Annotated in this window: 24 protein-coding genes; 10 read left to right on the top strand and 14 right to left on the bottom strand. The window is 70.1% G+C overall.

Going from position 1 to position 23,737, the window contains the following annotated elements:
- The coding region (locus tag ACFFQA_RS37935) for an HNH endonuclease signature motif containing protein (RefSeq protein ID WP_377862657.1) at positions 1–671 on the top strand (671 nt) is incomplete at its 5' end.
- 223 nt (positions 672–894) lie between these two features.
- On the opposite strand, the gene ACFFQA_RS37930 is transcribed toward ACFFQA_RS37935, so the two are convergent.
- The 8 genes from ACFFQA_RS37930 to ACFFQA_RS37895 are packed head-to-tail and all read right to left on the bottom strand — an operon-like array spanning position 895 to position 7,744.
- Complete coding sequence (locus ACFFQA_RS37930) at positions 895–1,287, bottom strand: metal-sulfur cluster assembly factor (RefSeq protein ID WP_377862656.1); 393 nt, start codon at positions 1,285–1,287, stop codon at positions 895–897.
- A 4-nt stretch (positions 1,288–1,291) separates the two neighbouring features.
- Positions 1,292–1,741, bottom strand: coding sequence for a Fe-S cluster assembly sulfur transfer protein SufU (sufU, locus tag ACFFQA_RS37925; RefSeq protein ID WP_377862655.1), 450 nt, complete (start codon positions 1,739–1,741; stop codon positions 1,292–1,294).
- Positions 1,742–1,757: 16 nt separating this feature from the next.
- Positions 1,758–3,053: a cysteine desulfurase gene (locus ACFFQA_RS37920; RefSeq protein ID WP_377862654.1), complete on the bottom strand. Its 1,296-nt coding sequence runs from the start codon at positions 3,051–3,053 to the stop codon at positions 1,758–1,760.
- A 48-nt stretch (positions 3,054–3,101) separates the two neighbouring features.
- Positions 3,102–3,872, bottom strand: a complete 771-nt coding sequence (gene sufC / locus ACFFQA_RS37915) for a Fe-S cluster assembly ATPase SufC (RefSeq protein ID WP_377862653.1) — start codon at positions 3,870–3,872, stop codon at positions 3,102–3,104.
- 36 nt (positions 3,873–3,908) lie between these two features.
- The gene (locus ACFFQA_RS37910) at positions 3,909–4,232 is read right to left on the bottom strand and encodes a Rieske (2Fe-2S) protein (RefSeq protein ID WP_377862652.1); all 324 of its coding nucleotides are present in this window, start codon (positions 4,230–4,232) and stop codon (positions 3,909–3,911) included.
- On the bottom strand, positions 4,232–5,344 hold the full coding sequence (gene sufD / locus ACFFQA_RS37905; RefSeq protein WP_377862659.1) for a Fe-S cluster assembly protein SufD: 1,113 nt from the start codon (positions 5,342–5,344) through the stop codon (positions 4,232–4,234). The genes ACFFQA_RS37910 and sufD overlap by 1 nt, the downstream gene beginning before the upstream one ends.
- 58 nt (positions 5,345–5,402) lie before the next feature.
- Positions 5,403–6,857, bottom strand: a complete 1,455-nt coding sequence (gene sufB, locus ACFFQA_RS37900) for a Fe-S cluster assembly protein SufB (RefSeq protein WP_377862651.1) — start codon at positions 6,855–6,857, stop codon at positions 5,403–5,405.
- Positions 6,854–7,744 carry a helix-turn-helix transcriptional regulator gene (locus tag ACFFQA_RS37895; RefSeq protein ID WP_377862650.1) on the bottom strand — a complete coding sequence of 297 codons (891 nt, stop codon included), beginning with the start codon at positions 7,742–7,744 and terminating at the stop codon, positions 6,854–6,856. Before ACFFQA_RS37895 ends, sufB begins: the two co-directional genes overlap by 4 nt.
- 122 nt (positions 7,745–7,866) lie before the next feature.
- Here ACFFQA_RS37895 and mptB point away from each other — a divergent pair, with 122 nt between their 5' ends.
- The 7 genes from mptB to ACFFQA_RS37860 all read left to right on the top strand — a co-directional run bounded on the left by mptB (position 7,867) and on the right by ACFFQA_RS37860 (position 16,892).
- Positions 7,867–9,477: a polyprenol phosphomannose-dependent alpha 1,6 mannosyltransferase MptB gene (gene mptB, locus ACFFQA_RS37890; RefSeq protein ID WP_377862649.1), complete on the top strand. Its 1,611-nt coding sequence runs from the start codon at positions 7,867–7,869 to the stop codon at positions 9,475–9,477.
- 36 nt (positions 9,478–9,513) lie between these two features.
- The gene (locus ACFFQA_RS37885) at positions 9,514–10,446 is read left to right on the top strand and encodes an ABC transporter ATP-binding protein (RefSeq protein WP_377862648.1); all 933 of its coding nucleotides are present in this window, start codon (positions 9,514–9,516) and stop codon (positions 10,444–10,446) included.
- Between the two features lie 94 nt (positions 10,447–10,540).
- On the top strand, positions 10,541–11,257 hold the full coding sequence (locus ACFFQA_RS37880; RefSeq protein WP_377862658.1) for an ABC transporter permease: 717 nt from the start codon (positions 10,541–10,543) through the stop codon (positions 11,255–11,257).
- 926 nt (positions 11,258–12,183) lie between these two features.
- The gene (locus ACFFQA_RS37875; RefSeq protein ID WP_377862647.1) at positions 12,184–12,903 is read left to right on the top strand and encodes a phosphatidylserine decarboxylase; all 720 of its coding nucleotides are present in this window, start codon (positions 12,184–12,186) and stop codon (positions 12,901–12,903) included.
- 85 nt (positions 12,904–12,988) lie between these two features.
- The gene (locus ACFFQA_RS37870; RefSeq protein WP_377862646.1) at positions 12,989–13,975 is read left to right on the top strand and encodes a dimethylarginine dimethylaminohydrolase family protein; all 987 of its coding nucleotides are present in this window, start codon (positions 12,989–12,991) and stop codon (positions 13,973–13,975) included.
- 105 nt (positions 13,976–14,080) lie between these two features.
- On the top strand, positions 14,081–15,835 hold the full coding sequence (locus ACFFQA_RS37865) for an ABC transporter ATP-binding protein (protein WP_377862645.1): 1,755 nt from the start codon (positions 14,081–14,083) through the stop codon (positions 15,833–15,835).
- A 4-nt stretch (positions 15,836–15,839) separates the two neighbouring features.
- On the top strand, positions 15,840–16,892 hold the full coding sequence (locus ACFFQA_RS37860; protein WP_377862644.1) for an agmatine deiminase family protein: 1,053 nt from the start codon (positions 15,840–15,842) through the stop codon (positions 16,890–16,892).
- 4 nt (positions 16,893–16,896) lie between these two features.
- Here ACFFQA_RS37860 and ACFFQA_RS37855 read toward each other — a convergent pair whose 3' ends face one another.
- Complete coding sequence (locus ACFFQA_RS37855; protein WP_377862643.1) at positions 16,897–17,283, bottom strand: MmcQ/YjbR family DNA-binding protein; 387 nt, start codon at positions 17,281–17,283, stop codon at positions 16,897–16,899.
- 29 nt (positions 17,284–17,312) lie between these two features.
- Positions 17,313–18,683 carry an aminotransferase class V-fold PLP-dependent enzyme gene (locus ACFFQA_RS37850; protein WP_377862642.1) on the bottom strand — a complete coding sequence of 457 codons (1,371 nt, stop codon included), beginning with the start codon at positions 18,681–18,683 and terminating at the stop codon, positions 17,313–17,315.
- 326 nt (positions 18,684–19,009) lie between these two features.
- On the opposite strand from ACFFQA_RS37850, the gene ACFFQA_RS37845 reads away from it, so the two are divergent.
- Together ACFFQA_RS37845 and ACFFQA_RS37840 are read left to right on the top strand one after the other, a co-directional pair.
- Positions 19,010–19,975 (top strand): COX15/CtaA family protein, encoded by a 966-nt coding sequence (locus tag ACFFQA_RS37845; protein ID WP_377862641.1) that lies wholly within the window; start codon positions 19,010–19,012, stop codon positions 19,973–19,975.
- Positions 19,976–20,000: 25 nt separating this feature from the next.
- Entirely contained in the window at positions 20,001–20,687 is a 687-nt protein-coding gene (locus tag ACFFQA_RS37840) for a TetR/AcrR family transcriptional regulator (RefSeq protein ID WP_377862640.1), read from the top strand.
- A gap of 5 nt (positions 20,688–20,692) precedes the next feature.
- On the opposite strand, the gene ACFFQA_RS37835 is transcribed toward ACFFQA_RS37840, so the two are convergent.
- The 4 genes from ACFFQA_RS37835 to ACFFQA_RS37820 all read right to left on the bottom strand — a co-directional run bounded on the left by ACFFQA_RS37835 (position 20,693) and on the right by ACFFQA_RS37820 (position 23,136).
- On the bottom strand, positions 20,693–21,397 hold the full coding sequence (locus ACFFQA_RS37835; protein ID WP_377862639.1) for a nucleotidyltransferase domain-containing protein: 705 nt from the start codon (positions 21,395–21,397) through the stop codon (positions 20,693–20,695).
- Entirely contained in the window at positions 21,394–21,876 is a 483-nt protein-coding gene (locus tag ACFFQA_RS37830; protein ID WP_377862638.1) for a GbsR/MarR family transcriptional regulator, read from the bottom strand. The genes ACFFQA_RS37835 and ACFFQA_RS37830 overlap by 4 nt, the downstream gene beginning before the upstream one ends.
- A gap of 91 nt (positions 21,877–21,967) precedes the next feature.
- Positions 21,968–22,831, bottom strand: coding sequence for an ATP-grasp domain-containing protein (locus ACFFQA_RS37825; RefSeq protein ID WP_377862637.1), 864 nt, complete (start codon positions 22,829–22,831; stop codon positions 21,968–21,970).
- Positions 22,828–23,136, bottom strand: coding sequence for a hypothetical protein (locus ACFFQA_RS37820; protein WP_377862636.1), 309 nt, complete (start codon positions 23,134–23,136; stop codon positions 22,828–22,830). Before ACFFQA_RS37820 ends, ACFFQA_RS37825 begins: the two co-directional genes overlap by 4 nt.
- Positions 23,137–23,737: the final 601 nt, after the last annotated feature.

The following is a 23,737-nucleotide window of genomic DNA, read 5'->3' as shown; positions in this document are numbered from 1 at the left end:
AGAAGCTCAACCTCGACGACGCCATGTGCGCGCTGCGGTTCCAGTTCACCGCCCTCCAAGGCGCCCTGGTCTGGGATCGCATCGACCGCATCGCCCGAGGCCTAGACGATGAGCGCACCATGGACCAGCGCCGGGCGGATGTCGCCTTCGACCTGCTCATGGGCAAGGAGACCGGCGCACCCCAGGGCGAGGTGAAGGTCCTGGTCACCCTCCCCGCCACGACACTGATGGGGATGGACCAGGAACCCGGCATGTTGGCCGGGTACGGGCCGATCCCGGCGGACGTAGCGAGGGACATCGCAGCGGGTGGCACGTGGAAGCGGATCCTGACCGACCCGGTGACGGGGGTGGCGGTGGACGTGGGGCGGACGAACTACCGCCCGTCAGCCGCCCTGGCGGACCTGGTCCGGGCCAGGGATGTCACGTGTGTGGCGATCGGCTGTCGGCAACCAGCGCACCGCTGCGATCTGGATCATTGCGATCCCTTCGACGGCACCAACACCGTCGCGGATGATCTCGGCGCGAAATGTCGACGGCATCACGTGATGAAACACCACACCCGGTGGAAACGAACCCAGCTCCCGGGCGGCATCCACATCTGGACGACCCCGATGGGGAGAACGTATGTCCGGGAACCCGAACCAATAGCGGATCCCGCTCCACCGTTTTAAAACCCGGCCCCGGCTAGCCCGCCACCACTAGAGGTGAGCGGGCTAGCGGTAGTGGGTGGTCAAGGAAATGCGCGCCTGAGTCCGGGAGAATTATCCGAGGGCAACCCGACGAAGTCGGGGCGGCAGCCATAACCACGCCAACCCATAACCACGCCAACCCACGAACACGGAAAAAACCACCACGGCACCCCATCGACGGGGTGCCGTGGTGGACAGGCGAACCCTAGACCGTGAAGCCCAGCGCCCTGAGCTGCTCGCGGCCGTCGTCGGTGATCTTGTCAGGACCCCACGGGGGCATCCAGACCCAGTTGATGCGGACATCGCTGACCAGGCCGCCACCGGGACCGCCGACCAGGGCCGCCCGGGTCTGGTCCTCGATCACGTCCGTCAGCGGACACGCCGCCGAGGTCAGCGTCATGTCCACGATCGCGACGTCGCCCGCGTCCTCCGACTCCAGGCGGATGTCGTAGACCAGGCCCAGGTCCACCACGTTGATGCCCAGCTCGGGGTCGACCACGTCGCGCATGGCCTCCTCCAGGTCAGCCAGCTCCGGCTGGTCCGCCTTGGGCGCGGGCTCCGGCATGCCTGCCGCTCCCCGGATCACGTCCTCGGTCATGAACTCAAGTCCCTTCGGCCCGCGCCACCGCGTCCTTGAAAGCCATCCAGCCCAGCAGCGCGCACTTCACGCGCGCCGGGTACTTCGCGACACCGGCGAAGGCGATCCCGTCCTCCAGGACGTCCTCGTCCGGCTCGACCTTGCCGCGTCCCTGCATCAACCGCAGGAACTCCTCGTGCTTGGCGAAGGACTCGCCGACCGTGTGGTCCACCACGAGGTCGGTCAGCACCGACGTCGCCGCCTGGCTGATCGAGCAGCCCTGCGCGTCGTAGGAGACGTCGACGACCTTGGCCTCGGCGCCCGAGCCCTCCAGGCGGACCCGCAGGGTCACCTCGTCGCCGCACGTCGGGTTCACGTGGTGGACCTCCGCGTCGAACGGGTCGCGCAGGCCGCGGCGGTGCGGGTTCTTGTAGTGGTCCAGGATGATCTCCTGGTACATCTGTTCCAGTTGCATCAGCGGCTTCCCGTCCTCACGCCACGCCGAAGAAGCGCTTGGCCTCGCGCACCGCGTCCACCAGCACCTCAACCTCTTCGAGGGTGTTGTACAGGTAGAACGAGGCGCGCACCGAAGCCGCGACGCCGAGCCTGCGGTGCAGCGGCCACGCGCAGTGGTGGCCGACTCTGATCTCCACGCCCAGGCTGTCCAGCACCTGGCCCGCGTCGTGCGCGTGCACCCCGTCGATCACGAACGCCACCGCGCCGCCGCGCAGCGTCAGGTCGGTCGGGCCGACGATGCGCACACCATCCACTTCGGACAGTCCACGCAGCGCCGCGTCGACCAGCCGCATCTCGTGGGCGTGCACCCGCTCGATGCCGACCACGCTGAGGTAGTCGACCGCGGCCGCCAGCCCGATCGCCTGCGAGGTCATCGGAACGCCCGCCTCGAAGCGCTGCGGCGGCGGCGCGAAGGTGGAGCCCTCCATCCGGACGATCTCGATCATCGAGCCGCCGGTGATGAACGGGGGCATCGCCGCGAGCAGCTCGGAGCGCCCGTAGAGCACGCCGATCCCCGACGGCCCCAGCATCTTGTGCCCGGAGAACGCCGCGAAGTCCACGTCCAGCGCGTGGAAGTCGACCGGCATGTGCGGAACCGACTGGCACGCGTCGAGCACCGTCAGCGCGCCGACCTCCTTGGCGCGCTTGACGATCCGCTCGACCGGGGTGATCGCTCCCGTCACGTTGGACTGGTGGGCGAACGCGACGACCTTGGTGCGCTCGTTGACCAGCTCGTCCACATCGGACAGATCGACCCTGCCGTCGTCGGTCACGCCGAACCAGCGCAGCGTGGCCCCGGTGCGCTCGCAGACCTGTTGCCAGGGAACGAGGTTGGCGTGGTGCTCCAGCTCGGTGATGACGACCTCGTCGCCGGGTCCGAGCCGGAAGCGGGCCGCCTCCGGTCCGGACGTCGCGGCGTTGCTCATCGCGTAGGCGACGAGGTTGATGCCCTCGGTGGCGTTCTTGGTGAACACCACCTCGTCCTGGTCGACCCCGACGAAGGCGGCGATGCGCGCCCGCGCGCTCTCGTAGGCGTCGGTGGCCTCCTCCGACAGCTGGTGCGCACCGCGGTGCACCGCCGCGTTGGAGGTCTCCAGGAACGTCCGCTCCGCGTCCAGCACCTGGCGCGGGCGTTGCGAGGTCGCTCCGGAGTCCAGGTAGACCAGGGGCTTTCCGTCGCGGACGGTCCGGCCGAGGATCGGGAAGTCCCCGCGGATCGCCGCGACGTCAAGCGGGAGCAGGCCGGTGGCTGACTCAGAAGAAACGGTCATTCGGCCCTCCTCTCAACTCAGGCGCTCGTGGTGGTGGGAGCAGTCGGTTCAGGCGGAGGCGGACTCGGACTTGTCCGTGTAGCGGACGTAGCCGTCGCGCTCCAGGACGTCGGCCAGCTCGGCGCCGCCGGACTCCACGATGCGCCCGCCCGCGAAGACGTGCACGAAGTCCGGGGTGATGTGCTTGAGGATGCGGGTGTAGTGCGTGATCAGCAGGACACCGGTGTCGCCGTTGGCCTTGTAGCGGTTGACGCCCTCGGAGACCACGCGCAGCGCGTCGACGTCCAGACCGGAGTCGGTCTCGTCGAGCACGGCGAACTTCGGCTTGAGCAGCGCCAGCTGCAGGATCTCGTGGCGCTTCTTCTCACCGCCGGAGAAGCCCTCGTTGACGCTGCGCTCGGCGAAGGCCGGGTCGATGTCCAGCTCGGCCATCGACTGCTTGACCTCCTTGACCCAGTGGCGCAGGGCCGGGGCCTCGGCGCGCACGGCCGTGGCCGCGGTGCGCAGGAAGTTCGACATCGACACGCCGGGCACCTCGACCGGGTACTGCATGGCGAGGAACAGGCCAGCGCGGGCGCGCTCGTCCACGCTCATCTCCAGCACGTCCTCACCGTCGAGCAGCACCTGGCCGCCGGTGACGTCGTACTTGGGGTGCCCGGCGATCGCGTAGGCGAGGGTGGACTTGCCCGAGCCGTTGGGACCCATGATCGCGTGGGTCTCACCGGCCTTGATGGTCAGGTCGACGCCCTTGAGGATCTCCTTGGCGCCGTCCTCGGTCGCGACCGTGACGTGCAGGTCCTTGATCTCCAGCGTGGCCATTGTTCTTCGTTCTCCTGATGTGGCAAGAAAGAGCAGTCAGCGGTTGATCGGGGTGGTGACGTCCACGTGGACGTCGCCGTCGCGCACGGAGGTCGCGTAGACGTCGACGGGGTCCATCGCGGGCGGGGTGAGCGGCTCGCCGGTGCCGAGGTCGAAGCAGGCGCCGTGCAGCCAGCACTCGATGCCGTCGCGACCCACCTCGCCCTCGCTCAGCGCGACCTCGGCGTGCGAGCACTCGTCGCGCAGCGCGTGCACCCGCTCGCCCCGGCGGACGAGGACCACCGGGGTGCCCGCGACCTCGACGCCGACGGGCTTGCCGTCGGTCAGCTCGGCCAGCGGGCAGACCCTGGTGCTCGTCATCAGACGCCTACCGCTTCCAGTTCGGCCTCGATGGCGGCCTCCAGCCGCTCGCGGACCTCGGGCACGGTGATCTTGGCGATGATCTCGTGGAAGAAGCCGCGCACGACCAGCCGCCGCGCCTGCTCCACCGGGATCCCCCTGGCCTGGAGGTAGAACAGCTGCTCGTCGTCGAAGCGGCCGGTGGCGCTGGCGTGGCCCGCGCCCTCGATCTCGCCGGTCTCGATCTCCAGGTTCGGCACCGAGTCCGCGCGCGCGCCGTCGGTCAGCAGCAGGTTGCGGTTGAGCTCGAAGGTGTTGGTCGCCTCGGCCGCCGCGCGGATCAGCACGTCGCCGATCCACACGGTGTGCGCGTCCTCGCCCTGCAGCGCGCCCTTGTAGACCACGTTGCTGCGGCAGTTCGGCACGCCGTGGTCGACGAAGAGCCGGTGCTCCAGGTGCTGACCCGCGTCGGCGAAGTACACGCCGAGCAGTTCCGCGTCGCCGCCGGGGCCGTCGTAGGCCACGGTCGGGCTCAGCCGCACCAGGTTGCCGCCGAGGGTCACCACGGTGTGCCGCAGCGTGGCGTCGCGGCCCACCTTGCCGTGGTGGGAGGACACGTGCACCGCGTCGTCGGCCCAGTCAACGACCGTGACCACGGTGAGCTTCGCGCCGTCGCCGAGCACGATCTCGACGTTGTCCGCGTGCACGCCGCTGCCCCGGTAGTCCAGGACGACGACGGCCTCGGCGAACTGCTCGGCGCGCAGCTGGACGTGGCCGTAGGAGGTGGTGCCTCGGCCCGCGCCGGTCACGGTGACCAGGATCGGCTCGGTGGCGACGACCTCCTTCGGCACCGTCACCAGGGTGGCGCCGGTGAAGGAGTTCCACGCCTGCGCCGCGACCCGGTCGCCCGGGGTGCCCGCGACGCCGAGCCGGGCGTCGCCGCGCTCGACGGTCTCCACCCGGACGGCCTCGCCCGCGACGACGTCGACGGTGGCGGTGCCGGTGGTGGCGGCCTCACCCAGGTGCAGGCCCGCGAGCCGCTTGAGCGGGGTGAAGCGCCAGTTCTCCTCGCGGCCGCCGGGGACCTCGAAGGCCTCGACGTCGAAGGAGGTGAACCACTCCGACCGGGTCATGCCGGGGGCGATCCGGCTGGCCGGGATGGTGCTGTTCGTGTCGGTCGAAACGGCCATGTCAGCCGACGGCCCCTTCCATCTGAAGCTCGATGAGCCGGTTCAGCTCAAGCGCGTATTCCATCGGCAGTTCGCGGGCGATCGGCTCGACGAAGCCGCGCACGATCATCGCCATGGCCTCGTCCTCGGTCAGGCCGCGGGACATCAGGTAGAACAGCTGGTCCTCGCTGACCTTGGACACGGTGGCCTCGTGGCCCATGGCCACGTCGTCCTCGCGGATGTCCACGTACGGGTAGGTGTCGGAGCGGCTGATGGTGTCCACCAGCAGCGCGTCGCACTTGACCGTGGACTTGGAGTGGTGCGCGCCCTTGTTCACGCGGACCAGGCCGCGGTAGGAGGTGCGGCCACCGCCGCGGGCCACCGACTTGGAGACGATGGTCGAGGAGGTGTGCGGCGCGAGGTGGGTCATCTTCGCGCCCGCGTCCTGGTGCTGGCCCTCGCCAGCGAAGGCGATGGAGAGCACCTCGCCCTTGGCGTGCGGGCCCATCAGCATCACGGCGGGGTACTTCATGGTCACCTTGGAGCCGATGTTGCCGTCGACCCACTCCATGGTCGCGCCCTCTTCGGCCTTGGCGCGCTTGGTGACCAGGTTGTAGACGTTGTTCGACCAGTTCTGGATCGTGGTGTAGCGGCAGCGGCCGCCCTTCTTCACGATGATCTCCACGACCGCGGAGTGCAGCGAGTCCGAGGAGTAGATCGGCGCGGTGCAGCCCTCGACGTAGTGCACGTAGGCACCCTCGTCGACGATGATCAGCGTCCGCTCGAACTGGCCCATGTTCTCGGTGTTGATCCGGAAGTAGGCCTGCAGCGGGATCTCCACGTGCACGCCCTTGGGCACGTAGATGAACGAGCCGCCGGACCACACGGCGCCGTTGAGCGCGGCGAACTTGTTGTCACCGTGCGGGATCACCGAGCCGTAGTACTCGCGGAACAGCTCCGGGTGCTCCTTCAGCGCGGTGTCGGTGTCCAGGAAGATGACACCCTGCGCCTCGAGCTCCTTGTTGATCTGGTGGTAGACCACCTCGGACTCGTACTGCGCGGCGACACCGGCGACCAGGCGCTGCTTCTCCGCCTCCGGGATGCCGAGCTTGTCGTAGGTGTTCTTGATGTCCTCGGGCAGGTCCTCCCAGCTCTGGGCCTGCCGCTCGGTGGAGCGCACGAAGTACTTGATCGAGTCGAAGTCGATCCCGCTGAGGTCGGAGCCCCAGCTCGGCATCGGCTTGCGGTCGAACAGCCGCAGGCCCTTCAGCCGCGACTCCAGCATCCACTCCGGCTCGTCCTTCTTGGACGAGATGTCGCGGACGACGTCCTCGTTCAGGCCGCGGCGCGCGCTCGCTCCCGCGTCGTCGGCGTCCGCCCAGCCGTACTCGTAACGACCGAGGCTGGCGATCGTCTCTTCCTGCGTGAGCGGCTCGGTCACCGTGGTGGGTGTGCGCTGTTCGGCAGCGGCAGTCATACGGGCTCCCTGAAGGATTCGAGGCCGTCGGTCCCGCGCTCGGGGTCCTGCGGCACGAACCGTGCGGTCTTCGCGGTGGTCACGGTGGGACCCTGAGGGCAGGTCTCACCGGCGTCCGGTCGTGGCGCGGCCGGGCGCGTGGTCTCTGAGGTGGTGCTGTCCTGCTGGTCCCGCGTGGCGGCGGGCAGGTGGGTGGTGCACGCCGCGTCGCCACGGGCGATGGTGGCCAGCCGCTGCACGTGGGTGCCGAGCAGGTCGGCGAACGCCGCCGTCTCGGCTTCGCAGAGTTGCGGGAACTCCGCTGCCACGTGCGCCACCGGGCAGTGGTGCTGGCACAGCTGCTCGCCTGCTCCGACCTGGCGGGTCGAGGCAGCGTAGCCCTCGTGGGTCAGCGCCAGCGCGAGCGCCCTCGCCCTGGCGTTGGGGTCGGCGTTGGCCAGCACCGAGGCGCGGTGCCGCTCCACCAGGGTGGCCATCCGCTGCTCGGCGAAGGCCCGCACCGCCCGCTCCCCGCCGGAGTCGGCGAGGAAGCGCAGCGCGGCGACCGCGAGGTCGTCGTAGGCGTGCCCGAACCGGCCCCGACCGGTCTCGGTGAGCAGGAACAGCTTCGCCGGGCGACCCCGCCCCCGCCTGCCCCTGGTGGAGGCGTCCCGGGTGCGGACCTCGCCGTCGGCGAGCAACGCGTCGAGGTGCCGCCGGACGGCGGCCGGGCTCAGTCCCAGCTCGTCGGCGATCACCGCGGCGGTCAGCGGGCCACGCTCCAACAGCAGCCTGGCCACGCCCTGCCGGGTCCTGCCGTCGGCGTGCTGATGCGTGGCCTCCCGTGCCTCAGGACGAGGCGCGGGGGCGGCATCCGCAGGCTGCGGAACGGGCCCGGCGTTTTTCACAACACAAGTCTTGCGTATTTCCCGACGCGGGGCAAAGCGCCCCCCGCCCGGGGTGACCCGACTCACCCCGGCCGCCCCCCAGCGCCTGCTCACCCGATCCGGGATGGATAGTGTTCGGCGGTGTGAGGGCGGGCGAGACGACGGGCGATGCGGCACAGCCGGACACCGGGACCGGGAACGGGACCGACAGGACCGGTGCCCGCACCGACCGGCCGGAGGACACCCGGCTGGACGACACCGAGCTCCGCCAGCTCGACTGGGTGCGGCGGCTGGGCACGCTCGGCGCGCTGCTGATGGCCGTCGGCGCCGCGGGCGCCGGCGCTGCCCCGGTGTTCAACCCGGTGCCCCGCTTCCCGCTGATCGGCCTGCTGCCCCGCATCCCCACGGTGTCGATGGCCATCGTCTACACCGGCATGATCGTGGTGATCGCGTCCTGGCTGTGGCTGGGCAGGCTCACCGCGACCGGGCGGCCGAGGTGGATCTCCCGCTCGCAGATGGACCGCACGCTGGTCATGTGGATGATCCCGCTGGCCATCGCGCCGCCGATGTTCTCGAGGGACGTCTACAGCTACCTCGCCCAGAGCAAGATCGCCTTCCTCGGGCTGGACCCGTACGAGATCGGCCCGGCGCAGGCCCTCGGCGTCGACGACCCGCTGACCAGGGGCGTGCCCAACGTCTGGCGGGACACCCCGGCCCCGTACGGCCCGTTCTTCCTCACCCTGGGCAAGCTGGTCAGCTGGATCGGCGGCGACCACGTGGTGACCAGCGTGCTGCTGCACCGGGTGATCGCGCTCGCGGGCATCGCGATGATCCTCTGGGCGGTTCCCCGCCTCGCCCGGCGCTGCGGAGTGCGGCCGGTGACCGCGCTCTGGCTCGGCCCCGCCAACCCGCTGGTGCTGTTCCACCTGGTCAGCGGCGTGCACAACGAGGCGCTGATGGTCGGCCTGATGCTGGCGGGCCTGGAGATCGCGCTGCGCCCCGGACTGCGCTGGATCCTGGTCGGTGCCACGCTGATGACCTGCGCGGCCGCGGTGAAGGTCAGCGCCGCGCCCGCTCTCGGCTTCCTCGGCGTCGCGCTGGCCCTGCGCTGGGGCGGCACCTTCAAGGACCTGTTCCGGGCCGCGGCGCTGCTGACAGCGGTGTTCGTCGGGGTGCTGGCGGTCATCGTCCTCGGCAGTGGCCTGTCACTGGGCTGGGAGGACTCCCTCGTCGCGCTGGAGAAGATCCAGTCATGGAAGTCGCCGATGACCTGGCTGGGCGGGCTCGGCGGCTCGCTCGGCGTGCTGCTCGGCTTCGGTGACCACACCGCGGCGGTGACCGGGGCGTGGCGGGTCGCGGGCGGCATCGGCAGCGCCGCGGTGATGCTGTGGCTGCTGTGGACGTGCTTCCGCAGGGGCGAGAAGTACCTGCACCCGGTCACCGGCCTGGGCATCGCGCTCGGCGTGCTGGTGGTGCTCGGCCCGATCGTGCACCCCTGGTACCTGGTGTGGGCGGCGATCCCGCTGGCCGCGTCGACGAGCTCGATCCGGTTCCGGATCACCGCCGTGGTGCTGAGCATCGCGATGTCGGTGGTGGACACCCCGCCCGGCGCGAACTACGAGGGCCGCGCGTTCGTGGTGCCGTGGGCGATCATGGCGGGGATCGCGGTCGCGGGGCCGTTGCTGCTCGCGGTGCGCAAGCGGATGCCCGGGCGGCTGCGGTCCGTCCGGCGGGCGGAATCCGCCGCCCACTGACGAGTGCGCCAGCTCACCCGCTTAGGCTCTGTTTTCGTGGACCCCAAAGCCCCCGCGCTCGACGTCAGCGGGCTGGTCAAGCGCTTCGGCGCGACCACAGCCGTCGACGGGCTCGACCTGCGAGTCGAACGCGGCAGCGTGTTCGCGTTGCTCGGCCCGAACGGCGCGGGCAAGACCACGACCGTGGAGATCTGCGAGGGCTTCCAGCGCCCGGACGCCGGAACGGTGCGGGTGCTCGGGCTGGACCCGGTCGCCGACACCGCCCTGCTGCGGCCGCGCATCGGCGTGATGCCGCAGGGCGGCGGCGCCTACCCTGGCCTGCGCGCACAGGAGATGCTGGCGCTGGCCGCCTCCTACGCGGCGAACCCGCTCGGCGTGGAGTGGCTGCTGCACGAGCTCGGCCTGTGGGACGCGCGCCGGACGATCTTCAAGCGGCTCTCCGGCGGCCAGCAGCAGCGGCTGTCGCTGGCCTGCGCCATCGTCGGCCGCCCTGAGCTGGTCTTCCTGGACGAGCCAACGGCGGGCATGGACCCGCAGGCAAGGCGGCTGGTGTGGGAACTGGTCGGAGCGCTGCGGACGGACGGCGTGACCGTGCTGCTGACCACGCACCTGATGGACGAGGCCGAGCAGCTCGCGGACCGGGTCATGATCGTCGACGGCGGCCGGGTGCTGGCTGAGGGCAGCCCGAACGAGCTGACCAGCCGGGACGCCAGCTGCCGGACGCTGACCTTCCGCTCCCGCCCCGGCCTCGGCCTCGACCTGCTCTCCGGCGCGCTGCCGGAGTCCTGCGCGGCCACCGAGGTGGGGCCGGGCAACTACCTGGTGGAGGGCGAGATCGACCCTCAGGTGGTGTCCACGGTGACCTCCTGGTGCGCCCAGCAGGGCGTGCTCGCCGACGAGCTGCGGGTGGGCAGACGTGGCCTGGAGGACGTGTTCCTGGAGCTGACCGGACGGGAGCTGCGGTCGTGAGCGAACCATCCAACCGAGCGTCCGAGGTGGGCTCGTGAGCAGGTTCGCCGAGGGCGCATTCCGCCCCGCGCCCGGTCGCGCGCCGCTGGGCTCGATGCTGCTGGCGCAGACCCGCGCGGAGACCCGGCTGGTGCTGCGGCACCCGGAGCAGCTGCTGCTGAACCTGATGATCCCGATCGCGCTGCTGGTCGGACTGACCCTGCTGCCGTTGCTGGCGCTGCCGGAACCTCGGGTGGACTCGGTCACCCCGCGCATCCTGGCGCTGGCGGTGATGTCGTCGGCGTTCACCGGCCAGGCGATCTCCCTGGGCTTCGACCGCCGCTACGGCGTGATCAAGCGCCTGGCCGCGACCGCGCTCCCCCGCTGGCTGCTGGTCGCGGGCCGGGTGGCGGCGGCGCTGATCGTGGTCGTCGCGCAGCTGCTGGTGCTCGGCCTGATCGCGGCGCTGCTGGGCTGGCAGCCCGCGGCGTCGGGAGTCGCCGCGGCCGTGGCGCTGGTGGTGCTGGGCACGCTGGCCTTCGGCGCGCTCGGTGTGCTGCTCGGCGGCTCGCTGCGCGCGGAAGCCGTGCTGGCGCTGGCCAACGTGATGTGGTTCGTGCTGCTGCTGGCCGGCGGGATCATCGTGCCGCTGGAGCAGCTGCCCGCCGGGCTGGCCGCCGTGGTGAGCTGGCTGCCCTCCGGCGCCCTCACCCAGGGGCTCCACTCCGCGCTGGCAGCGGGCGGCTGGCCGGGCTGGCACCCGGTCGCGGTGCTCGCGGGCTGGGCCGCGGCCGGCGGCCTCCTCGCCACGCGCACGACCAAGCTCACCTAGACCGCGTCCGGCGCGACACCGCCACCACCTCCTTCGCGCCTCCCCTCCCTCCTTCGCGCTTCCCCTCCCCCTTCGCGTTTTGTAGCCTTAACGCGAAAAGAGAGCGCTCTCTCACGCATCAAGGTGACACAACGCGAAAACCCCGACCACGCCAGCCAACCCACGCACACACCGGGACACGAAGGCAGCACCACCTCAGGGACAGCGGGACACGAGGGCGACACCACCTCGGGGACAGCGGAACGACTGGCAGGACAGGCACTACGCCGCGTGCGGCGCGACACCGCCACCACCTCCGCCACGCCTCACCCTCCCTCCCTCCCTCCCTTCGCGCCTCCCTCCCCCTTCGCGTTTTGTAGCCTTAACGCGAAATGGGAGCGTTCTCTCGCGCATCAAGGTGACACAACGCGAAAACCCCGACCACGCCAGCCAACCCACGCGCGCACGGAGGCATCGGGACGACAAGCAGGGCAGGCGCTAGGCCGCGTGCGGCGCGCCGCAGCCTTCGCCGCACCTCTTGGTCGCGTTTTGCAACCTTAACGCGAAAAGGGAGCGCTCTCTCGCGCCACAAGGCCACATAACGCGCGAGTAATATCATTTCGTCCGCTGCCCCACGCCGGGGAGCGCTCTCTTTCCCGCCGAGAGCGCGAAACCGGGGCGGTTTTTCGACGGGGACCGCCGGCCACAGGAGCAGCACCTGCCTCAAATATTCATATTTGTCAGGGTTTGACGCTGACAACGACGCTACTATGCGTTTTCTCGGACAAGTACTCTTCAGTACCAACAACACGGGTGCTAACCTGTTCCGAGCGCCGAGCCAAACCCAGCCACGCGCTCATGATCGAAATCGGTGGCACACTCCGGCGCCACGGAGTCACAGAGCAAAGCCCCACTCAACAGGCTCCATTCCACGAGAGGCATTCACAATGCCAAAGCAACTCGAAGAGTGGATCGACTCTGACGTTCGGCCACTTCACGAGAGACCACTTTCCTGGCTCTCCCAGTACCACTTCTTCCGAGATCCGAGCAGGCCTTCCTACATCGACTCCTCGTACTTCTTCTCCCCGGCAGACGGAGTCATCCTCTACCAGAAGATGGCCGAGTCAGGCGACAGCCTGGTCGACATCAAGGGGAAGTCCTACTCGCTGCGCGAGGCGCTGCGCGACCCGACCTACGACAGGCCGAGCCTCGTCATCGCCATCTTCATGACCTTCTTCGACGTGCACGTCAACCGCATCCCCTACTCCGGCTGGCTGTCCTACCGCGAGCTGGAGCCGATCGACAGCCTCAACCACCCCATGCTCGAAACGGAGAGGGAGATACTGGAGAACCTGCGGATCACGATTCCCGACCCGACCTATCTCCACGTCAACCAGCGCATGGTCAACAAGGTCAACGCACCCCAGCTCGACCAGTCGTACTACATTCTCCAGATCGCCGACTACGACGTCGACTCGATCGTGCCGTTCGAGCTCAAGCAGAATCAGCCCTGCCAGCAGGGCGAGCGGTTCTCGCAGATTCGCTACGGGTCGCAGGTGGATCTCATCATTCCACTGTCCAACTATGTCGACTTCATCCCGCTGCACAGCACCGGGACCCACGTCGAAGGCGGGGTCGACCCGCTCGTGCGGATCCGCGAGAAGTAACCGCGCCGCACGCCGTTCGGACATTCACACTCCACACCCGGGATCCTATCGAAATTATTCCACTTCGCCTCAAAGGTGATGAATCATGACCATCCAAGTCAAACCGAGCTTGCCGCTGGGCGAGGAACGCGACGACCAGACGGCGGCGGAGACACCGCACAACCCCACACAACTGCACCGACCGGCCTTCCTGCTCAACACGCCGTTCTCCTACTCGACGGACGTGGCGAACAACGCGTGGATGGAGGAGCTGAACAAGGACGAGCGCACACCGAACACCACCAAGGCGATGGTGCAGTTCCTGGAGCTCTACAGCTACCTGGCGGCCGACTCGCTGGTGTACCTGCTGCCGACCCCACGCATCGACGGACTGCAGGACCTGGTCTTCACCGCGAACCTGGGCGTCGTCCTGGAGCACGTTCCCGGCGGTGACACGGTCGTCCTGTCGAACTTCACCTCGGAACCCCGTCGCGGAGAGACGGAGATCGGACTGCGGTTCTTCGAGTCGATGGGCTACCGGACCTTCGTCCCGGAGACGAAGTTCGAGGGAGAGGCCGAGCTCAAGCACCTCTACGACAACGTCTACGTCGGCGGTTACGGCCTGCGCTCGCAGCCGGAGACCTACGACTGGATGGAGCGCACCTTCGACATGAAGGTGGTCAAGCTCCGACTCACCGACCCCTACCTGTACCACCTCGACTGCACCGTTTTCCCGCTGACCAGGGAACAGACGCTGGTCTGCACCGAGATGTACGAGGAGGACGAGCTGGAGGAGCTGGAGAAGCACACCGAGGTCATCGACGTCTCCCCCGACGCGAGCACCTCAGGGATCTGCAACTCGGTTCGACTGCACAACACGATCGTCAACGCCTCCAACATTCACGATCTCAAGGCGGGGACGGAGGACTACGACCTGGAGGTCGCCAAGAACCGGACGTTGGAGGACATCGCGGCCAAGTACGCGTTCGAGCTCGCCCTGATCAACCTCAGTGAGTACCACAAGGGCGGCGCGCTGCTGTCCTGCATGGTCATGCACCTCAACCGATCGTCCTACGCATTCCAGCTCATCTGATCGCACACCGGAGTTCGCGGTGGGTTCCGGGCGCCGTCCGGGCGCTCGGAACCCACGCCGATCAACCAGCCGGACGTTGGGAACCACGTCGTGAACATGAGCGAAATGACCGAGAACGAGATCCGCCCCGCACGCGCGTTGTGGGGCTATCTCACAGGAACTCGATGGATCTTGGCGGGGCTGCTGGCTCTCGAACTCCTCGCCCACGCGGCCTCGTTGGTCGAGCCCTTGATCGCTCGCTGGGTCCTGGACGAGATGGAGGATCCCGACCGGGTCCTCACCCCGGTGCTGGTGCTCATCGGCATCGCGGTCGCCGGCCTGGTGCTGGCGTGGATCTCGACGTTCCTGCTGGAGCGCACCGCACAGCGGGTCGTGCTCAAGGTGCGCCGGAACATGGTGAACAAGCTGGTCCACACCCGGGTCGACGTCGTCGAGCAGCACCCCACGGGCGATTTCCTGTCCAGGACGGGCAGCGACACGACCCTGCTGGAGGACACCGCGACCGGGCCGCTCGTCTCCGCGGCGTCCGCCCCCCTCGCCCTCGTCGCGGCGCTGGCGCTGATGGCGACCATCGACCCGACCCTGCTCGGGCTGGTCGTTCTGTCGCTGGTGGCGACCGGGTTCGCGCAGCGCCGCGCGCTGTACCGGGTCGGGGACGCGTCCGAGGAGGCCCAGGAACACATCGGTCGGATGACCGGGGTGCTCCAGCGGGCACTGACCGCCTTCCGCACCGTGAAGGCGTCCGGCACCGAGCGGTACGAAGAGCGCGCCGCCAGCGACGAGGCGGAGCGGGCGTATCGAGCCGGTGTGTGCGGCGCACGCGCCGAAGCCACCGTCGAGGTGGTGTCGATGGCGGCGGTGGACATCATGTTCCTGGTGGTGCTCGCGCTCGGCGCGGCGAAGGTCGTCTCCGGCGACCTCAGCCTGGGCGACCTCGTGGCGTTCCTGCTCTACATGATGTACCTCGCGGATCCGATCGAGGACATCACCCACGCCGCCACCTCGCTCGCGGAGGGCATGGCCGCGGTCAAGCGCATCGAGCAGCTGCGCTCCATTCCCCACGAGGAACCATCGCACGAGCGCCAGCCCGCCCCGGCGTTCACCCCGAACGGTGGCATCCGGTTCGAGAACGTCAGCTTCGGTTATCCGAACCGCCCGCTGCTGCGTGACGTGAGCCTGGAGATCGGCGTCGGGCTGACCGTGCTGGCCGGTCCTTCCGGAGCGGGGAAGACCACCATGCTCAGCCTGGTCGAGCGCTTCGTCGACGTCGACCGCGGACGTGTCACCCTGGACGGGGTCGACCTGCGTGAGCTCAACCGTGCCGAGCTGCGCCGACGGCTGGCCTACGTCCAGCAGGAAGCCCCCCTGCTCGGCGACACGGTCCGGGCCGCGGCCCTGTACGGGGTGCCCGACCCCGAGCACGCCGATCTGGAGGGCGCGCTGCGGTCGGTCGCTCTCCACACGTGGGTCGCGGGACTGCCGCGCGGCCTGGACACCCCCGTTGGCGAACGAGGGGTCGCGGTCTCCGGCGGGGAGCGGCAGCGGCTCGCCATCGTCCGGGCGCTGCTGCGCGGGGCGGACGTGCTGCTGCTGGACGAAGCAACGTCCCAGCTCGACGCCGTGACCGAGCGCACCGTGCTGCACACCATTTCCGGCCACGCGCGGGCCCACCCCGTCGTGGTCGTCACGCACCGGTTGTCGATCGCGAGGCACGCCGACCAGGTGGTCCTGCTCGTCGACGGCCGGGTGCAGGCGGTCGGCGAGCACTCCGAACTGCTGCGCGGCAACGCGATGTACCGGAGCTTCGCCTTGCTCGACAAGGCATCGATCGACGAGAACGCCTTCCCCGCACGGAGCTGACGGAGTGGACACCGACGACCGCACGGGGTTCCGGGTACCGGCCGAGTGGGAACCGCACAGCGCCTGCGTCATGGCATGGCCGTGGTCCCGCCGCATCTGGGGTGGGCAGCTCGGCGCGGTCCAACAGGAGGTCGTCGAGATAGCCCGCGCGATCGCCCGGTTCGAACCCGTGCTGATGATCGCCAGACCGCGGAAGGCGGCGCGCGTGCGTCGCCTCTGCGGAACGGCGGTCTCGGTTCTCACGCTGGAGGCCGACGACGTGTGGACCCGTGACACCGCCCCCGTGTTCGCGGTCGACGAACGACGCGAGACCCTGCTCGGGCTGGACTTCACGTTCAACGGCTGGGGGCACAAGACGGCGTACTGGCGACGCGACGCGGCATTGGCCGCGCGGCTGTGCCGACGTCTCGACGTTCCGCGGCACCGGGTTCACCTGGTGTCCGAAGGCGGCGCGGTGATCACGGACGGCGAGGGGACCTTGATCGCCAGCGAGGAGTGCCTGCTCAACCCCAACCGAAACCCGAGCACCGACCGAGCCGTCGTCGAGCAGGTGCTGGCCAGGGCCTACGGTGCCTCGACCGTGATCTGGCTACCGCACGGCTGGCCCGGCGACTACTTCACCGACGGGCACGTCGACGCCGTGGCCGCGTTCCTCGCGCCGGGCAGGGTGCTGTTGCAGAGCACATCGGACACCGGGGAGTGGGACACGAACTGGTGCGCTCGCAACCGTGAGGCACTGACCTCCGCGGTGGACGCCCGGGGGCGGCGGCTGGAGATCATCGAGATCTCCGACCACGCGGACGCCAGGGCGGCGAAGGGGGCCGCGGCCGTCAGCCACGTCAACTTCTACCTGGCCAACGGCGCGGCCGTGGTTCCGATCATGGGGCAGCCGCAGGACGCGGCGGCGCTCGACCTGCTCCGGGAGCTGCTTCCGTGCCGCGAGGTCGTCGGCGTGCCGTCCCCCACCCTCGCCTGGGGCGGCGGTGGCGTGCACTGCGTCACCCAGCCGATCCCTCGCACCACCAGGCCCCTCAAGACGGAACAGGGACAGGCCTGAGCAGTCATTCCTGACCGGGCAGCGAACCGTCCCCGTCGAGACGGGCCACCAGGGTCCTGGGCGCGACCATCCGGTAGGCCTCCTCGACGATCTCGCCGATCTCCGCCCACTCGACCTCGACGTCCAGGTAGACGCCGAGCCAGCCGCGGTGTCCGACGTAGGGCGGGCGGAAGAAGCGCTCCGGCTCCTCGGCGACCATCTCCTCCTGCACTCCGGGCGGCGCGGCGCACCAGAACCCGAGCCGGTCGTCGTGGTGGTGGTGGTCGGAGTAGGTGACGAAGGTCTTCTTGTCGCGGACGAACCAGGTCGGCTCGCCGTGGCTGAGGCGCTCGGTGGTCTCGGGAAGGGCGAGGCACAGCTCGCGCAGCTGCTGCAGCGGGTCGGCTGTCATGCGCTGATACTGCACCGAAACCACCAAGATCAGCAGTGCAGCCGGGGCGGCAGGCCGACGCGGTCGGGGACCCGGTCGCGGTAGGTCCGCACCGACCAGTCCACGAAGCGGCGCACGTCCGCGAAGGTGCTCGCCAGCCCGAGCGACACGCGCACCCCGCCGCCGTTGACCGCGCCCATCGAACCCAGGTAGTCGTCCAAAGTGGACATCTGCTTGTCGAGCAGGCCGACGAGCTGGTTCGCGTTCAGCGACAACGCCGCCTCGCCCGCGCCCGGGTTGCAGAAGCACCCGGTGCGCAAGGAGATCCCGGCCGCGGCGGACTCGCGGCTGACCAGTCGCTCGTCCACGAGGTCGCCGTCGGGGGTGAGGAAGTTGAACGCGATCGTCGCGCCCCTGCCCTCGATCCCCCTGGGGCCGTAGACCAGCGCCATGGGCGCGCCGTTGCCGTGCCGCAGCTCGCCGAGCCGGGTCAGCAGCCACTCGGTCAGGCAGCGCACCCTGGTGTGGATGGTGTCCATGCCGATCCGCTCGATCCAGCGCAGGCCGACGGAGACGTCGGGCAGCTGCAGGAAGTTCAGCGTGCCGTCCTCGAACGCGCCGGGCGCGGGGTCGAGCCGGTGCCAGTCGCCGAGCGCGCTGGCGCCCCAGATCGTGCCGCCGGAGAACCACGGGCGGATCAGCTCGGTCACCGCGTCGCGGCGGGCGAGCAGCGTGCCGACGCCGGTGGGGTAGCCGAAGACCTTGTACCAGCTGACCGGGACGAAGTCCGGCTTGTGCACCGACAGGTCGAGGGTGTTGGTCGGCGCGAAGGCCGCCGCGTCCAGCAGCACCCGCCAGCCGAGGCGCTGCGCCTGCTGGATCCACTCCAGCGGGTGCTGCACCCCGGTGAAGTTGCTCTGCGCGGGGTAGGCGAACAGCCTCGGGCCCGCGCTGTCCACGTCGAGCGCGGCGAGCACGTCCTCGTCGGCGACCCGCAGCTCCGGGCCGCTCAGCCCGACCAGGCCGAGCGCGGCGCCCCGGTTCCTGGCGTACTCGCGGATGCCGACGACGGAGTTGTGGTTGTCCTGGGTGAGCAGCAGCCTGCCCTCCGGCCCGAACGGGAACGCCTCGCCGACCAGGCGGCACGCGCCGGTGGCGTTGGAGGTGAAGATCACCACGTACTCGTCGGGGTCGGCGCGGAAGAACCGCAGCACGTCGCCGCGGACCGCCTCGACCAGCTCGGTGGAGCGGACCGAGGACGGGCTGTCGGAGTGCGGGTTGCCGTAGACGCTGGACCGCAGCCGGGCCAGCTGGGCGCGCAGCTGGGCGTCGGAGACCAGACCGGAGCCGGTGTAGTCGAGGTAACAGTGGTCCTCGGCGTCGAGGTGCCGGTACTCGGTGGCCCGCAGACGGTCCAGCACGGCCGTCGCGGAATAGACCGAATGGACTCGCAGGAACTCTTCCTCATCGCAGGAGTCGCGCCGTCTGGCCCGAACCGAGGAAATTTTACGAATTCTGTTCCACATCGGCGCTCCCGCATTTGCCGACCACGAAAACGCAGTACAGGAAGGGTCGCAAGCAGAATAGGACACTTTGACGGGCCGTTGGTCACGATTAGCTCAGCGCTGAATGCAAACGTTTGACCGCCTCACCAAAGATGCAATTCCCAAGAATGCACCTTGCACTCCGCGAATTGTCGGCGGGGGTGGGCGGCGGGCCGGGCGGCGCGCGGACCTACCATCGGGGGGTGCCGGGTTCAGCTGCGCGGACCGCGTCCGCCCTTCGCATCGCCGCCGTCGTCAACGTGGTGATGCAGTCGATCATCGCGGTGACCGGCTCGGTGGTCCGGGTGACCGGCTCCGGCCTCGGCTGCCCGACCTGGCCGAACTGCCAGCCCGGCAGCCTGGTCCCGGTGCCGCACCCCGAGTTCGACCAGCTCCAGCAGTGGATCGAGTTCGGCAACCGGCTGCTCTCCGGCCTGGTCGGCGTGGTCGCCCTGGTCTGCCTGGCCCTCGCGTGGCGCCGCCGCCCGCGCGGCACTCGTCAGGTCCGTCTCGCCGCGGTCATCCTCGCCGGGGTGCTCGCGCAGGGCGTGGTCGGCGGCATCACGGTGCTGCTGGGCCTGGTGTGGTGGAGCGTCGCCATCCACCTGCTGGTGTCGATGGTGCTGGTGTGGGCGTCGGTGCTGTTCCTGCACGCGGTGGTCGAGGGCGGCGAGGGCGAACCCCGGTCGCTGATCCCCGGCTCGCTGCGCAAGCTGCTGATGGCCACCACCGCGGCGCTGGGCGTGGTCCTGGTGCTGGGCACCATGGTCACCGGCGCGGGCCCGCACGCGGGCGACCCGGAGACCCCGCGCCTGGACCTGCCGATCGCGGCGCTCGCGCAGTTCCACGCCGACGCGCTGTTCTTGTTCCTGGGCATGCTGATCGCGCTCGGTTTCGCGTTGCACGCGGTGGGCTGGACCCCGCTGATGCGGCGCTGGTACTGGGTTCTCGTGGTCACGGTGCTCGCCCAGGGCTCGCTGGGCATGGTCCAGTACTGGACGGGCGTCCCCGAGACGCTGGTGTCCTTCCACGTGCTCGGCGCCGCGGCGGTCACCGCCGTGATGGCCGGCCTGTGGACGGTGTGCGGTGAGCGCGTGCCCGCGGCCACGGAACCCGCCGCGGAGCTTCCGGACGAGTCCCGCCGCAAGACTCCCGCCACGGCGAAGTGACCGCGCCCCGGTCGATGTGACCTCCATGAGCACGCGAACCCGCATCCTGGAGGCGACGGCCGACCTCCTGGCGAGCTCCCCGACGGGCGAGGTGTCCACGCGCGCGATCTGTCAGGCCGCCGGGGTGGGTCCTCCGGTGCTCTACCGCCAGTTCGGCGACAAGGACGGCCTGCTCGCGGCCGTGGTCGACTACGGGTTCGAGCAGTACCTGGCGACGAAGCGCACCCGCCTCCCGTCCGACGATCCCGTGCGGGACCTCCGCACCGGCTGGGACCTCCACGTCGAGTTCGCCTTGTCGCACAGCAGCTTCTACCGCCTGATGTACTCGACGTCGCCGACGATGTCGCCCACGGCGGGCAACGAGTCCTTCCGGCTCCTGGTGGAGACCCTGGAGCGCTGCGCGGCGTTGGGGCGCCTGCGCGTCTCCCCCGACGCGGCGGCGCGGATGGTGATGTCGGCGAACGTCGGGGTCTCGCTGATGCTGATCACACGCCCGACGACCTACTCCGACCCGAGCCTGTCCCACCGGGTCCGCGACGCCGTCCACGCCCAGATCCTGACGACCACGGCCCCGGAGCCCGGCACGGGAGTCTCGCCGGTGGCGGCGCGGCTGAACGCGTTGCTGTCGGCCTCGCCCTCCGAGACGCTCACCCCGGCGGAGACCGCGCTGCTGCGCGAGTGGCTCACGCGTCTCTCCGACACGGCCACCTGAACCGGTCAGCGGGGCGGCGTGCCCCGCTGGTAGCCGACGAGGAGGCGACCGCCGACCGAGTCCAGGACCTCCGACACGGCGGAGTGGAACCGGGACGGGTCCTCGCCGGAAACGAGGTCGCGGTAGCTCCGGACCAGGGTGTGGCACGTGTCGGGAGCCGCTTCGCGGAGTCTCCGAAGCAGCCACTTGCCAGTGCCCAGCCAGGTTCGGCGGGTGGTGAGGACCAGCTCCGCCGTGGTGTCCAGGAGGCGGTTGGCGATGAACAGCCGCTCGTCCGGGTCCGTGGCTCCCGCGAGGTCGTCGAGGAGGTCGGTGACCCGGTAGCGGGCGTCCTCCAGCTCCACACGGGACAGCGGTGGCGGGCCCTCGGCGAGGCGGTCGCGGGCCATCGACCGCGCCCACGTTCCGGTGCCGTCGTTGTCGAAGAGCAGGGTTCCCTTGGCGCACATGTGCAGCAGCGGTGAGCGACGCAGCGCGGCCTCACGGTCCACAAAGGACTCGAAGGTCTCCCTGTTGTGCGCGAAGAGCTCCACCGGCCAGCCATCGTGCTCCGTGGTCTCCCGGAAGGGCGGCGCGTCACCGACAAGGAAGATCACGATGTCCAGGTCCGACGTCGCCGTGCGGTGCGGTGAGGTCGCGCCACCGCCGAGGATCGCGGCCACCGCACCGGGGTGGTGGGCCTGGACGAAGGAGCGGGCCGGGGCCGTCATCGGCGGCGGGACTGCGCTTCCCAGCGACCTCGCAGCTGGGAGAGCTCTCCGGCCAGCCAGGTGTAGAACTCGTCGACCGTGCGGATGCGCTGCGCCCGGTCGCCCTGGCCGCTGAGCATGCGCAGGCCGCCCGTCGTCAGCTCGCTGACCTCCGCCACCGCTTCCAGGCGGCGCAGCATCACGTTCGCCCACGCGTCCTCGCGGACCTGGTAGACCGCCGCCTCGCGGCCCCTGCGGGTGGTCTTGCTGATCAGGCCGCGCGCCAGCAGCAGGCGGACGTTCGTGCTGATCGAGCCGCTGCTGGCGGACAGCGCCGCGCCGAGCTCGGCCGCCGTGCGCTCCACCGGGTCGCAGATCAGCAGGAACGCCAGGATGCGGCCCGCGATCAGGGGCATGCCCTCCTGAGCCTCGAACCGGGCCGCGAAGGACTCGATCCAGTCCGATGGCTGGCGACCACCGGTACGGCTGGTGTCGGACACCGCGGAACCCCCTGACTTCAGTGTGCACTGAAACCACGATGTTAGCGGAGTTTTCAGCAGCTGGCCGGAGAACGCACCGCGGCAGCGCGACTCAGCGGCGGGCCAGCTCCGCGCGGACCGCCGAGGCGAAGCGCAGCGGCGCCCCCGGATCGGCCTGGCGGAACCCCAGCGACGGCTCGGCCAGCTCCAGCAGCAGCGGTGCGCCGTCGGTGCCGGTCAGCACGTCCACCCGCGCGTACAGCAGCTCCGAGCGCTCGACACCGCGCAGCTCGCACGCCGCGTCGAGCGCGTCCTCCGCGAGCGTGCGGCGAGCCCCGTCAGGGACGGTCGGCCGGAGTCGCTCCTCCACGAACAGCGCGGACATCTCGACCGTGCCGCGGGGTAGCATCGGCCCCTTCACGAACGCGTGGGAGTACCTGCCGCCGAAGAACACGAGCGCGGTCTCCCCTTCCTCGTCCACCGCGGGCTGGTAGGGCTGGAGGACCACTGTCCGCCCCTGCGCGTGCAACGCGGCGACGTGGGCCATCGCGCGCTCACGCTCGGCGGGCAGGAACCTGCCCGCGCCCTGTGAACCCGCGCCCACCGACGGTTTCAGCGCGATCTCGGTCTCGTAGGCGGCCAGCTCGACCCCCGGCGGCACAAGCTCCGTCGGGACCACTCGCAGGCCCGTCTCGGCGAGGTCCGCCATGTACGCCTTGTCGGTGTTCCAGCGGACCAGGTCGGCGCGGTTGGCCAACTGCGGGACGGAGTCGCACCACGCCAGGAACTCGTCGCGGCGGTGCGGGTAGTCCCAGGTCGCCCGGAGCACGACCAGGTCGGCGGGCTCGCTGATCGCGTCCCACGGGACCCACTCGGCCTTGACGCCGACCTCGGCGAGGACTCCGGGGAGCGGAGTGTCGTCGCCGTCGCTGTCCGGGAGCTCCGCGCAGGACGCCAGCAGGACCCTCGGACTCATCCGCGGGCTCTCGGACCGGCCATTCTGCGGCGGTGCTCGGGGCCGATCACGGTGGCCGCGACGGTCTCGCGGTCCCACTCCGAGACCTGGACCCCCTCGACGGCGGCGCAGATCGCCTCCGCGGTGGCGACATCGGCGACGACCACGTCGCCGAGCGCGCCGTCCTGGCCGACCAGGGTCAGCCGGACACCCGCGTTGCCGATGTACTGGATCACGGCGCGGGTGGGGTCGCCGTGCTCGGCGACGAAGGCGGTGACCACCGCGACCGACTTCGGCGGGGCGGTGATGGCAGTCTGCTCGCTCACCCGGGACAGCCTAGCCGCCGAAGCGGATCAACACGCCGATTCCCACCAGGACAACGAGAAGACGCACGCGTCCCGCAAGCAGCGACACCACTCCCCCGGGAGCGCCCCCATCACCCCGACTCCACCACCCGCGCTCCTCACCCGCGGCCTCGCCCCAGGCTCCACCGCGCGCTTCCCTCCCCCGGAGCCCACCGCGCGCTTCCCCTCGCCCGGCTCCACCACGCGCGCCCCCCACCCGCCACCACCGCGCGCTCCCCCACCCGGCTCGACCGCGCGCTTCCCCTCCCCCGGAGCCCACCGCGCGCTTCCCCTCGCCCGGCTCCACCACGCGCCTCCCTCACCCGCCACCACCGTCCCCCGCTCCGCCACTCGCGCCCCTCACCCGCCGCCCGGCTCAACCACGCGCGCCCCCCAGTTCGCGTTTTGTCACCTTAATGCGATTTGGGAGCGCTCTCATTCGCGTTTAGGTGACAAAACGCGAAAACCCTGACCGCGCCAGCCAGGGCGCCAGCCAAGGCGTGCGTGTCGCGGGCGGCGTCGGGACGGGCAGCGACGGGACGGAGCGGGCGGCGGAGCGGGCAGCGACGGGACGGAGCGGGCG

The sequence above is a fragment of the Allokutzneria oryzae genome, from assembly GCF_042429765.1.
Classification (GTDB): Bacteria; Actinomycetota; Actinomycetes; order Mycobacteriales; family Pseudonocardiaceae; genus Allokutzneria; species Allokutzneria oryzae.
The sequence above is the reverse complement of the archived record's forward strand: the minus strand, read 5'-3'. Positions and strand labels throughout refer to the sequence as shown.